The organism is Dentiradicibacter hellwigii, assembly GCF_041770905.1.
In the GTDB taxonomy this organism is placed as follows: domain Bacteria; phylum Pseudomonadota; class Gammaproteobacteria; order Burkholderiales; family Rhodocyclaceae; genus Propionivibrio; species Propionivibrio hellwigii.
In genome coordinates this window covers 998,420-1,010,528 of sequence record NZ_JBEUWX010000002.1, presented here as the reverse complement: position 1 = coordinate 1,010,528, position 12,109 = coordinate 998,420, and the positions used below count along the sequence as shown (strand labels likewise).

Below are 12,109 nucleotides of genomic sequence, written 5' to 3'. Positions count from 1 at the left end.
CCTTTCTTCCCTATATGCTTCTTTCTTTGTCAGCCCTTGTCGGATCAACAGTTGATCTTGACCAGGCTCGACAGGATTTCAATGAGCTGCGGCGTCAGGCGAATGGTGCTGTTTCCGCATGAGATGCTCACTTCTTCCGTGCCGATGAGTTCGATTTTCTTGGCCTTGATGCCCAGGGATTCGCCCACTTCGAGCCCATCATTCCCAACAACTGTGGTGGTGCGGTTCTTGCCAATCTCGGTGGTGCTGTTGTTGCCGATGTTCAGGGTGTTGTCGTGAGAAATGTTTTCTTTACGGTCGTGGCCTACTGTTTCAGTCTTGTCGCGCCCGGTGTTCTCAAAACGCTGGATACCCGCCGTACTCGTGTGTACAACCCCTACCGTTTCTGTGTGGGCTAGACCTGTGGTTGAAAATGAGACCAGCCCAACCGCTTCCGATTTGAGAACCCCGATCTTAACCTTTTCGTTTTTGCCGACTGATTCGGTGCGATTGATGCCGATCGTGATGGTTTCATTCTTCCCGACGCTTTCATTACGGTTATCGCCGATAGAAATGGTCTCGTTGTGATCGACGCGTTCTTTCCGGTTCTGATGGATGGTAATGGTCTCATCAAGATCGACTTCCTCCGTGCGCCAGCCATGCACATTGATCTTTTCATTACGATCGACCACTTCCGTTCTGTCGCGGTGAATGGTGTTGAACTCGTCGCGGTCGATCTCCTTTCTGCGATCCTGTCCCACCCATTTGTCTTCGTCGCGCTCCACTTCGGTGAGCTGGTCTTGCTGGGCGTGCAGCCAGAGTTGTTCGGCGCCGGCCTTGTCTTCAAAGCGCAGGGCGTTGGCCGCGCCGGCGCCGTCACGCAGTCCTTCTCCGGGCGCGCCGCCTTTGCTCGAGCGGGTGAGAAAGCCCGATTGGGTCTTGTTGGCCGGCAATTCCCACGGAGGCATTTGAGCGGCGTTATAGACCCGTCCGGTAATGAGCGGACGATCCGGGTCGCCGTATTCGTAATCGACAATGACTTCCTGGCCGATGCGCGGGATGTGGATGCCGCCGAAGTTGCTCCCCGCCCAGGGACTGGCTACCCGGATCCAGCAGGAGTCGCTGCCGTCTTTCTTGCCGTAACGATCCCAGTGGAAATGCACCTTGACCCGGCCGTATTCGTCGGTATGGATTTCTTCTCCGGCCGGGCCGACAACGACAGCGGTCTCCGGCCCGCGGGCGCGCGGGCCGCTCCGCGCCAGCGGCCGGTAGCCTTTGTCGGCCGGCTGGGCCTTGACGATGACCTGGTAGCCGGCTTCTTCCCGTTCCCCCCAGGCCTCGTAATCGTTGTCAGTGGCCCGGTAGTCGGCGCGGACGACGAGTAGTTCGCGGTTTTGTTCTTCCCGCGGGTGGTTCCTTAGGGTGAAGCGGTAGCCGGGCAGGGCGCCGCGTACTTTGCCGGTGAGGGTGATGAGATCCTGCCCGGCTTGCAGGGCTTCCAGTCGAGCGATGGCGTACTGCTCGCCCTCTCCCGGGTCGGTGTAGTTGCCAGGGTAGGCGTATCTTTCGTATTGGTCAAAGAGGTGGCCGCGCGGGTCGCTATGGCCGGTGGTGAGGTCTTTGGCCGGTTTTTTGAAGTCGTAGTCGCCCTGGGTGTAGCGCCCCGGTTCAGGGCGGCGGGAGAGGTTCCAGTCCCAGTAGTGATCTTCGTCTTCGCGCGCTTCGTCCGGCGGGCAGTAGAGGACGTTTTCGTAGCCAGGGTAGGTGTCCGGGGTGGTGAAGTGGTCGGCAATGATGAGTCTCTCGCCGCCCTTTTTGTGTTCGAACCAGTAGTAGAGACCTTCGTGGGCAAGTAGCCGTTCGAGGAATTCAAGGTCGGTTTCGCCGTACTGGACTTTGTATTCCCAGCGTTTGAGCGCGTTTTTGGTACGCCAGTCGTGGCGGATGGCGTGTTTGCCAAGGAGCTCTTCGGCAATTTCCTTGACGGTGAGGTTTTGCCAGATGCGAAAGTCGCTGGTGCGTCCGGCATGCCAGAGTTTGGGGGATAGATGCGCTTCGTAGCGGTAGTAGCGCCCGGCTTTGCCCAAGGCGCCCATGCGGACAATCTGGCCGCTGAAGTAGCGTTTGGCGCCCCCCGCAGCGAGTAGTTCTACGCTGCCCGCTTCCCCCAACAGTTTCTGGCAGTCGATCTGGCCGTCTTCGCTGATGAGCCGAACGCGGATTCGGTAGAGTGTGCTGAGCGCTTCTGTCCCTTCTAGCCAGACCGCCTTGAGTTTTCCCTCTCCCCCCAGATGCGATGTCAGTAGTCGGTTCATGGGAGGTCCTTTCCTTTTTTGTCAGATGTGTCGGTGGGTGTGGGAAATTCTTGGTCGCCTCCAGGACATCCATTTTGGGCATTGCAGGTGACCGCAGAGGCGCTAATGTTTAAATAGAGCGGCGGTTAAATTATATGAGCGTACCAAGAAGGTCAAGAAGAACAGGTTTTTTGAACAGATGCTTGGAACTTAAATCAGGTTTTGACTCTTTTGGGGGTGTTTTCTCCTCAATTCGCCTTCCGTGACGGATTATTGGCAATGTGCGGAAACAGGATGGTTGGTGGCAGTCTGGAGCCAGCATTGTTTGGCGCCTGCGGCTTCGAGAACAAGGTAGTGACGGGTGCCCAGGTAGCGGCATTTGAGATGGGGAATAAATTGCCTGCCGCCAACGTGCCAGACGGCAAGTTCCGGATGCGCCGGATCCGTTTTAGGAACGAGACCTGCGCGATCTTCAATGGGACCATCGAAGACATTGGCTTTCTCAAGCGGGTAGGTTTTTTCACCCAGCACAAGTTTGGCAGGACATGTGTAGTTCATTGCCGGGGATTTGGAGACCTTGGGGGATCCCGCATAGCCCAGGGTAGCAGCAACAATAGCGACTGTGGCTACAAGCCATTTTCGGCTATTCAATGACATAGAAATGATCCCCATCATTTGAAACGCCTCTTCCGCCAAACCGAATCAGTCACGAATGAAATTTCTGACTGCTCCACTGAGCATAGACGTTCAGGCCTGAGCTGTTTGGGCACTCATAAATAATAGCTGCATGACCTTTGTATTTCCCTTGATCATCAAAGGCGGTAATCGCTGTGCCTGCTTTGAGGTCATGACCGCTTGCCATTATTCAAATATTCGGTAACAGGTTTCGTCATTACATGCAAAGTAGGTGGTCGCCCCGTCGCAGGTGATTTCGCCAATTGCACTGGCCTGGATTTTCCAGAAGCACGATGTTTTACCACGCTGAAGTTTTCCTTCAAGATGGCAGGGGGCAAAATAGTGATTTTTGTTCAGTTCCTGTAGTGAGACCTTTTGTGCCAGCCGGAAAAAATCAGCGATCTGCATTTTGTTCAACGCTACATCTGAGGAACGGCAAATCTCCGGATTCCTGGTGAAAAATTGTGAGGACTGAATCACCAGTTCGTTAGTGCGGGCAGAAGCATGAGGAAGCGTATTCGTGCCGGTTGCACTGCATGCCGAGGGAAGCAGGCAGAAAGCGGTACTCCAGAAGCATAGGCACCACAGAAACTTTACTTTTTCCATACAGCAGACTTTGCTTCACCAGGGTTTTTGTACGAAACGGTTGGATGACGATAAACGTCTTCCGATGTAATTTTGGTAAAGACAGAATACAACTCGTCCAGCAGGAATTGTAATGATGAGTTCTGCTCGACTGTCACAGCTTCATAAGTTTCCGAATCGATGCTTTTACCCACGATTTCAATGCCTATCGAGTCAGCATTCACAGGGTAGCGTGTCGGATAGCTCTTGCTTCGCTCATGTTTGTCTATGGCATTGATCCTTTGTCTCCATGTCAATAGCTTTAATTTAGCGGTATCGATATCACAACTACTAGCGTCAATTTCCAGACATTTTGATTTGATGAGCTTGCCTACGTGGTAGCAGGTCTGTAGGACGCTGGCTGTCTGGTAGATGTGACCATCTTTCCCAATCAAGAAATGGGCGCCATTGCCGCCGCTGTTATACGCATTCAATGTTGCCTGGACCGTTGATGAGTCTGTCTAGTGAATAATGATGCCGACGATTTGTTCCAATTCACGGCTACCCTTTTCAATTCCTTGAAAACGGCGAGGTGTGATTCTGTCGCTAATCAGCATACCTTCCTTGTCAAGCTTTGACACGTATCATCCTCTCTACGCCTGCTTCAACACCAATCCTGGATTTTCAAAATGCCACGTGCGCAGGTCTTCCACACACGCGGCCTTTACAATGACAATGAATATGTATCAAGCCTTCTGATTCTGTTTGACATCCCATGCGCCGGTGACGGCAGCGCCGAGGGAGCCGTTGGCGTTTTGCTCCTTGACCTCAACCTTGATCTTGGCGTAGGAGATGCCAACCGTTTCCTTAACACGGGCATCCTCCGTAGAACCGGAAGGACCGGCATGGGTAATGATGGCATCGGACAGCGTAATGGTGAAATAGACTTGGGAGCCATCACCCACCTTGGCCGCTTCAAGCTTGACTTCGCCAACGTGCTTGCCGGACGCACAGTATTGCATCAGGTTCGGCGTGGCTTTGTCGGCATAGTGTTCGAAAACCAGGGCATCGAAACTTGCCTTGCCTACACCTGATCCGCCTCCAGTAAAAGAAGAACTGGATTGCGAGACACCGTAGCTGAACGACAACACGTCTATCCAGCCCTTGTGCTTGGAGTCCTTCGACTCGCCTTCAATACCTTCAATTTTTACATAAAAATCCTGCAATGAGGCCATTGTGCTCTCCTGTGAGTGGTGAGAAAAAAGATAAAAACTATTATAATAGTAAGAATTGGCTAAAAAAAGTCAAGCTTGACCATAAATATGGTAAGGATTTCTTTACACAATTTACTATCTCACATAGTATATAGCCGCCATGCACGATAGTGAAGTGTATTGCATGAGGAATTCGGCTGTTGCTAGTGTTGGCACATTTTGTGACACAAGGGGATGAATGTGTGTCGGGTATCCGTGAGTTTGCGTGATTGGCGCAGTTGCATGTGTCAATTTTTTGAGACAGGGTAAAATGATGGCTGAAACAGGAAAGGTTGAATGGCGTCATTGAGTATTTATCCAACTGCTACCTATACCATGCAAGATGGTTCAGTGTGTGGGCCTGACTTTGAGTATGCACCCGAATTTGTGGCATTCCGTTCCTTAGTGGTGCCTCAGGAAGAGCGCCAGGTTGGTGATTCGGTATTACCTGCCCGAGAGCCGGATTGGGATGAGGTATTGGCTACAGGGGGTGAGCTTCTAAAGAAAACCCGAGATGTGCGCATTTTGATTCCTATCATATGTGCCGCAGTGCATCGACAAGGATTGCCTGCCCTGGCGAATGGATTACAGCTGCTAGCTGATTGGCTGGAAGGGTATTGGAACGAGTTGCATCCTAGGCTTGAGATAGAGGGTGAACTGGATCCTCTGTTGCGCAGCAATGCAATTGCAGAGTTGGCAGATCCCTCAGGACTTATGCGGGTTGTTCGTGGAGCATCATTTGTACAAACACCTGTTGGCAGAATTTCTGTCGGAGATGTCGAGAAATTACTAAAAGGCGGTGTATTGAATGAAAACGCTGTAGTTCATTCGGTTGATGCACTAAAAAGCGTGATAGATGCGGAGGCGGAACGCAGTAGCGCCTTGTTTTCTGCCGTTGAGCAAGCGCATTTAGCATTAGAGCGGGTTCAACATCATTTGCACAAAAACTTGAGTTTTGAACTTCTTCCAAACCTGCGGCCGCTTGGTGATTTATTGCTTGGGCTTGTAGGCTGTCTGCCAGTTACGTTGGTTCACGAAACGACTGTTAACGCCATTGAAACGAATAATTTGCAACCTTTACCTGTTTCATCATCTTCTATGGGGTTGCCGCTCAGGTTGGAGTCACGTAGTGATGCGTACAGAGCTTTGGCATTAGCACGACAATTTTTTGAAGAGTATGAGCCTTCGCATCCGGCATCATTACTCATCCGGCGGATCGAAGATTTGCAAGGTAAGGATTTTCTTTCCTTGGTGCGGGAACTTACTCCAGATGGCCTTGTACAGTTGCGGGTATTGACCGGTAGAACAGAAGAAAGCGCTTCTTGACGATATAGATGAATAAATTAATAACTTTCGTTTAATAGGAATCTCTGATATGGCAACTAGAAATGATGTAGCAAAAGGGCGAAGTGGGCAAAAATTTATTGGTAGAAACCGAGCTCCTAGGGTACAGATTGAGTATGACGTTGAGCTATATGGCTCAGAAAAGAAGATTCAGTTGCCATTTGTGATGGGGGTGATGTCGGACCTCTCAGGTCGCCCTATTGAAGATTTGCCACCTGTCTCCGACCGAAAATTCCTAGAAATTGATATTGATAATTTTGACGAACGCATGAAGGCAATTAAGCCTCGGGTAGCGTTTATGGTGGAAAACACTCTGACTGGTGAAGGTCAAGTGGCGGTGGATATTACTTTTGAAAGTATGGATGATTTCTCACCTGGTGCCATTGCGAGCAAAGTAGAACCGTTGCGTCGTTTGTTGGAGGCGCGTACTGAGTTGAACAATTTGTTAACTTATATGGATGGGAAGTCGGGAGCGGAAGAGTTGCTGGCCGATGTACTTAAAGATCCGGCACTGCTGAAGGCGCTGGCGTCCGTACCGCAGAAAGAACAAGTCGTCGCAACTAGTGACAAGAAGGAAGAGGATTAAAAATGTCTGGGTTAAATGAATTGTTGAATAAAGAGTCACAGCTTGCCACGACAACCAGCGATTTCTCCTCATTACTGGAGAAGGAGTTTAAGCCTAGAACACAAGAGCAAAAAAGTGCTGTTGAAAATGCAGTTAGAACATTAGCTCAGCAAGCCATTAGTTCTGCGGTTGCAATATCTGGCGATGCCTATCGGACAATAGAGGCAATGATTGCCGAGATTGACCGCAAGATGAGCGAGCAGATCGATCGGATTATTCACCATCCTGACTTTCAACAATTGGAATCTGCATGGCGTGGATTGCATTATCTGGTTAACAACACTGAAACTGACGAAATGCTCAAGATTCGTGTGATGAACATTTCCAAAAAGGAGTTACACCGTACATTGCGCAGACATAAGGGAATTGGCTGGGATCAGAGCCCGATATTTCGTCGTATTTATGAAGAAGAATATGGGCAGCTTGGTGGTGCCCCATATGGTTGCATGGTAGGCGATTATTTCTTTGATCATTCAGCGCCTGATGTGGAACTATTGAGCGAGATGGCAAGAATTTCTGCCGCTGCACATTGTCCGTTCATTGCTGGTGCCGATCCACGGGTAATGCAGATGGACTCTTGGCAAGAATTAGCTAATCCACGTGATCTGACGAAAATATTTGAGAATACAGAGTATGCTCCTTGGAGAAGCTTAAGAAATTCAGAAGATTCACGTTACATTGGGCTAGCTATGCCTCGTTTTCTGGGAAGGTTACCCTATGGAGTAAAAACAAGCCCAATCGACGAGTTCAATTTTGAGGAGGATACTGAAGGATCAAATCATGCGCGTTTCCTTTGGGTAAATGCCGCCTACGCGATGGCTGTCAATATCAATCGCAGTTTTAAGTTGTATGGATGGAGCACCTCTATTCGGGGAGTGGAATCAGGTGGAATTGTCGAAGATTTACCCTGCCATACATTTCCGACCGACGATGGTGGAATAGATATGAAGTGTCCTACTGAGATTGCTATTTCTGACCGACGTGAAGCAGAGTTGGCTAAAAATGGGTTTATGCCATTGGTTCATCGGAAAAATACGGATGTTGCAGCATTCATTGGTGCACAAAGTCTGCAGAAACCTGCTGAATATTACGACCCGGATGCTTCAGCTAACGCAAACTTATCAGCGCGTCTTCCTTATTTGTTCGCCTGTTGCCGTTTTGCACATTATCTTAAATGTATTGTCCGTGACAAAATTGGATCATTTAAGGAACGAGCAGATGTTGAACGTTGGTTGAACGATTGGATCATGAACTATGTCGATGGTGATGCAGCTAATTCAAGCCAGGAAACCAAGGCGCGCAAACCACTGGCCGCAGCCGAAGTAGTCGTTGAGGATGTAGAGGATAATCCTGGTTATTATTCAGCTAAATTCTTCCTGCGCCCCCATTACCAGCTTGAAGGATTGACTATGAGTCTGCGGCTAGTTTCTAAACTTCCGTCAGTAAAAGAGGCAAGAGGATAATCTGTTCTGTTGCTATTCTATAAAATAGTATGAGATTAATATTTGGAGATCATTACATTATGCAAATGATAAAGGAACTAGTTCTAGCGATGGCAATATTCAGCCTAACAGCCTGCTCAGTATTTCAGCATACAGAGGAAGAACCGGTTGAACAAAGCAAAGCACCCGAGCCTACTCAACCGCGTGATTGGGTTACTCTTATCCCTTACTCTGAAAATTATTGGATAGTACGCTTGGATCATGGAGTTGCTCTCCGTTCTGTTTCATCCGGTACATTTGCAAGCGGGAAAGCAACACTTCAACCAGAATCTGCAGTTTTTCTGGATGAGGTTGCTGCTATCCTGAACGATCAACTGGCTGACAAAATCAGTATTCTGGTTGCTGGTCATACTGATGCACATGGTAATCGTGCAACAAATATGAAACTCTCCAAACTTCGGGCGAAGAATGTCATGGATGCCTTGGTTGCACGTAACGTTAATCCTGCACGGCTAAAATTCGAAGGGTTCGGATCAAGTGTTCCAATCGCTGACAATACTTCAAAAGAGGGGCGTCAACAGAACCGACGTACGGAAATCATTATTCTAGATGAGCCTAAGGTAGAAACTTCACATACGTGTACTTGTTCGTGTCCAGAGTCTTCCACTGTGCCCGCACAAACTACACCTCAACAATACAACAATGAGTGACGTCTTTATCTTTACAAAGTTTCGAATTTGGGTAGCATGCCTCCCGTTGCTACTGTCGGGATGCTCTTCGGGGTTAGGCGCGTTGACAGGGCCCAGGCAAGAATTGCCTGTTCCATTGGAAATTACCATCATGGCTGCAGAAAATGCCAACCCTGCAATTAATGGTCGGCCATCTCCAGTCATTGTGACTTTGTTTGAACTTTCGGCAACATTAAACTTTCTTTCTACAGATTTTTTCTCTTTACATTCGCCCGGTGGGGCGAGCTTGGCAAATGAGCTTGTTGGCATGGAGCAACATAGCTTGTTGCCTGGGGAGATTCGGGTTGTACATCGAAAGGCTGGACTTCGTAGTCGTTTCTTGGGAGCCACAGCGGGTTTCAGAGATTTAGAAAATAGTGTCTGGCGAACATCAATACCTTTACCTGCTCCCTATCTTTCAGGCCGGATAATCACAAGGGGGGCCTCACCAACCAAACGGTTGTACGTTGTAGTTACAGACAAGTCAATTGTCATTCGTGACAAGCTGGAAGGCTTGGAATAGAGACAATTTTCTGACAGGGAAGCTGCCTCGTGCCAAAAGAAGATGGTACACGGGAAATAGAGATGAGTCATGAGAAAAAGGTAATCTGGGCAGAAGGAATGTTTCTTCGTACCCAGCATTTCCAGCAACAAGAATATTTCTGGGAGTCATGTTCATTCCGGTCTGTATCATCCCTGAATGGGTTTTACTGGGGATTTACTCATCTGAAGATTGATGATATTGCTTTGCAGATGGGTCAGCTACTTATTCAGCGTGCTGAGGGTATATTACCCGATGGTACGGTATTTCAGATTGGGCGATACCATAGTATGTCTGTATCTTATGATGTACCTGCTTCGGCGAAGGATACAAAAATCTGTTTAGTCTTGCCTCCCGCTCGTTCAAACGAAGAAAATGTAATCTTTGAGGAAGATACGGCTAGTAGTGCGCGATTCTTGGCAGAATCCATAGAAGTTCATGACAGCAACGAAATTGGCGCAGGAGTTGCCGAAATTCAGGTTGGTAGGCCGAGGTTCCGATTGATGTCACAAGAGGATATCCCCCATGGCTGGGTTTCGCTAGGCGTTGTTTGGTTGATTGAAAAACAGGCCAATAATACTTGCCGTCTTGATGAAAACTATATTCCGCCAACACTCCACTGTGGGGGAAATGAGCTTTTGTTCGCCTATCTGCGTGAGGCTATTGCATTGCTTAACCAGCGGGGTGACATATTAGCTGAACGTATAAGTGCTACCAGTGGCCGTGCAACATCAGAAATTGGTGATTTCTTGTTGCTTAAAATAATTAATCATTGGCAACCGCTATTGCGACATCTGGAGACCTTACCCGTTCTGCATCCGGAGCGCCTGTATGAGAATCTTTTGGCCTTATGTGGTGAACTCGCTATTTTCTCAGCAACATCGCGCAGGCCGGCTGGCCTACCAGCTTATGTACATGACGATCTGGGCGGTAGTTTTCGACCGCTGATGATTGAACTTCGCCAGGCTCTTTCCTTGGTGTTGGATCAGACAGTTATTCAAATTGATTTACGGGAGCGTAAATATGGAATCAAGACCGCACTAATTTCTGATAAAACTTTATTGCACAAAGCGTCTTTTGTGTTGGCCGTCCATGCTAATTTGCCAGCAGAACAAATAAGAGCGCAATTTCCGACACAAACGAAAATTGGTCCGGTCGAGAAGATTCGTGATTTAGTAAACCTGCAACTGCCTGGTGTCGTCATCAAACCTTTGCCGGTAGCGCCACGTGAGCTGCCATATAACGCAGGCTATAATTATTTTGAGATAGATACCCAGCATGTGCTTTGGAAAGATTTGGGTCGGAGCGCAGGTCTTGCATTGCATGTTGCGGGTGATTTTCCGGGATTGGAGTTGTTATTCTGGGCTATCCGGAAATAATTCAATATTATGAAATATGTAATGCTGGTCACAGCATAGAATCCTGTTTTGTCATTTGTAGGAGCAATGGCATTGCCTGACAGAATGCTTGATAGCGCCAATCCACTAGTTCGCGCCGCCAGACGCCTAATTGATTTAATGCTACGCATCCGAGAGCAGAAACATCTGGCGGATCCGGCAGCTTTGCGCCAACAGTTATTGCTGGAAGTACGAGAGTTTGAGCGTAATGCGCAAGAAAACCAAGTATTACATGAAGAAGTAATTGGCGCACGTTATTGCCTATGTACTGCCATTGATGAGGCGGCAGCACAAACTCCTTGGGGAGGCCGTGGTGTTTGGGCCAAGCATAGCCTACTGGTTTCATTTCACAACGAGGCCTGGGGTGGGGAGAAGTATTACCAGTTATTAGGACGCTTGGCGCAGAATCCTGAAAGGCATGTCAACCTGATAGAATTGTTGTATTACCTTAATGCCTTAGGATTCGAAGGCCGGTTTCGTATTATTGATGGCGGGCGTTCACAACTCGAACTACTTAAGCAGCGTATAGCCACGATACTCGGTAAGGTTAAGGGAGAATACGAGACAAGATTGTCTCCCCATTGGATGGGGGTTCAGTCAACGCCCCCTGCCTGGCGCATAGTACCTCCATGGGTTGTTGCCTGCATATGCATTTTTCTGGCCGCTTGTATTTATCTTTGGTTTATTTTCTCATTAGCCGAACGTTCAGATGCCACTTATTCACGCATCGCCCAATTGCAGCTTCCTTCTCTTGCGGTCGCACAACCTCAGTCAGTGCCTCGGCTTAGGCGGTTCCTAGAACCAGAAATACAGGCTGGTTTAGTGGAGGTCAGCGATCAACTTGATCGTAGTATCGTGACTATCATGGGAGATGGTCTCTTCGATTCAGGGCAGGCAGAAGTTAAACAACGCTACTTACCTGTGCTTCAACGTATTGCCGAGGCTCTAAAAGAAGTTAATGGCAATGTGGTGGTTAGTGGTTATACCGATAACGTCCCCATGCGTAGCGTCCGGTTTGCATCAAACTGGCATTTATCCCAGGCGCGTGCAGAGGTAGTCAAGCATTTGCTGGACGGATATCTCGGTACTCGTGCGAACGAGCGAATTCGTTTTGAGGGACGGGGAGAAGCAAATCCGGTAGCCGACAACTCAACGCCAGAAGGGCGCGCCAGGAACCGCCGGGTTGAAATTATTGTATTGATGTCAGCTGAAGAAATGCACCGCCAAATCAATACATCTGCACAAGCTGGGCAGTAGATGAGGAGGG

At 48.8% G+C, this 12,109-nt stretch carries 12 protein-coding genes; 7 read left to right on the top strand and 5 right to left on the bottom strand.

Annotated elements, in window-relative coordinates; translation table 11 throughout:
• Positions 1-44: 44 nt before the first annotated feature.
• From ABCS64_RS06925 to ABCS64_RS06905, 5 genes are all read right to left on the bottom strand, one after another.
• On the bottom strand, positions 45-2,294 hold the full coding sequence (locus ABCS64_RS06925; RefSeq protein ID WP_418891138.1) for a type VI secretion system Vgr family protein: 2,250 nt from the start codon (positions 2,292-2,294) through the stop codon (positions 45-47).
• A gap of 249 nt (positions 2,295-2,543) precedes the next feature.
• On the bottom strand, positions 2,544-2,948 hold the full coding sequence (locus tag ABCS64_RS06920; protein ID WP_418891137.1) for an STY0301 family protein: 405 nt from the start codon (positions 2,946-2,948) through the stop codon (positions 2,544-2,546).
• A 186-nt stretch (positions 2,949-3,134) separates the two neighbouring features.
• On the bottom strand, positions 3,135-3,554 hold the full coding sequence (locus ABCS64_RS06915; protein ID WP_418891136.1) for a hypothetical protein: 420 nt from the start codon (positions 3,552-3,554) through the stop codon (positions 3,135-3,137).
• Positions 3,542-4,006 carry an N-acetylmuramoyl-L-alanine amidase gene (locus ABCS64_RS06910; protein WP_418891135.1) on the bottom strand — a complete coding sequence of 155 codons (465 nt, stop codon included), beginning with the start codon at positions 4,004-4,006 and terminating at the stop codon, positions 3,542-3,544. Before ABCS64_RS06910 ends, ABCS64_RS06915 begins: the two co-directional genes overlap by 13 nt.
• Positions 4,007-4,258: 252 nt before the next feature.
• Entirely contained in the window at positions 4,259-4,747 is a 489-nt protein-coding gene (locus ABCS64_RS06905; protein ID WP_418891081.1) for an Hcp family type VI secretion system effector, read from the bottom strand.
• Between the two features lie 315 nt (positions 4,748-5,062).
• Here ABCS64_RS06905 and ABCS64_RS06900 point away from each other — a divergent pair, with 315 nt between their 5' ends.
• The 7 genes from ABCS64_RS06900 to ABCS64_RS06870 are packed head-to-tail and all read left to right on the top strand — an operon-like array spanning position 5,063 to position 12,099.
• Positions 5,063-6,091, top strand: a complete 1,029-nt coding sequence (locus tag ABCS64_RS06900; protein ID WP_418891134.1) for a type VI secretion system protein TssA — start codon at positions 5,063-5,065, stop codon at positions 6,089-6,091.
• A 49-nt stretch (positions 6,092-6,140) separates the two neighbouring features.
• Positions 6,141-6,695: a type VI secretion system contractile sheath small subunit gene (gene tssB / locus ABCS64_RS06895; RefSeq protein WP_418891133.1), complete on the top strand. Its 555-nt coding sequence runs from the start codon at positions 6,141-6,143 to the stop codon at positions 6,693-6,695.
• A 2-nt stretch (positions 6,696-6,697) separates the two neighbouring features.
• Entirely contained in the window at positions 6,698-8,197 is a 1,500-nt protein-coding gene (tssC, locus tag ABCS64_RS06890; RefSeq protein ID WP_418891132.1) for a type VI secretion system contractile sheath large subunit, read from the top strand.
• Between the two features lie 59 nt (positions 8,198-8,256).
• Positions 8,257-8,886, top strand: a complete 630-nt coding sequence (locus ABCS64_RS06885) for an OmpA family protein (protein ID WP_418891131.1) — start codon at positions 8,257-8,259, stop codon at positions 8,884-8,886.
• A complete protein-coding gene (gene tssJ, locus ABCS64_RS06880) occupies positions 8,879-9,427 on the top strand; it encodes a type VI secretion system lipoprotein TssJ (RefSeq protein ID WP_418891130.1) in 549 nt (182 codons plus the stop codon). Before ABCS64_RS06885 ends, tssJ begins: the two co-directional genes overlap by 8 nt.
• Before the next feature lie 29 nt (positions 9,428-9,456).
• The gene (gene tssK, locus ABCS64_RS06875; RefSeq protein WP_418891129.1) at positions 9,457-10,824 is read left to right on the top strand and encodes a type VI secretion system baseplate subunit TssK; all 1,368 of its coding nucleotides are present in this window, start codon (positions 9,457-9,459) and stop codon (positions 10,822-10,824) included.
• Positions 10,825-10,872: 48 nt separating this feature from the next.
• Positions 10,873-12,099 carry a DotU family type VI secretion system protein gene (locus ABCS64_RS06870; RefSeq protein WP_418891128.1) on the top strand — a complete coding sequence of 409 codons (1,227 nt, stop codon included), beginning with the start codon at positions 10,873-10,875 and terminating at the stop codon, positions 12,097-12,099.
• Positions 12,100-12,109: the final 10 nt, after the last annotated feature.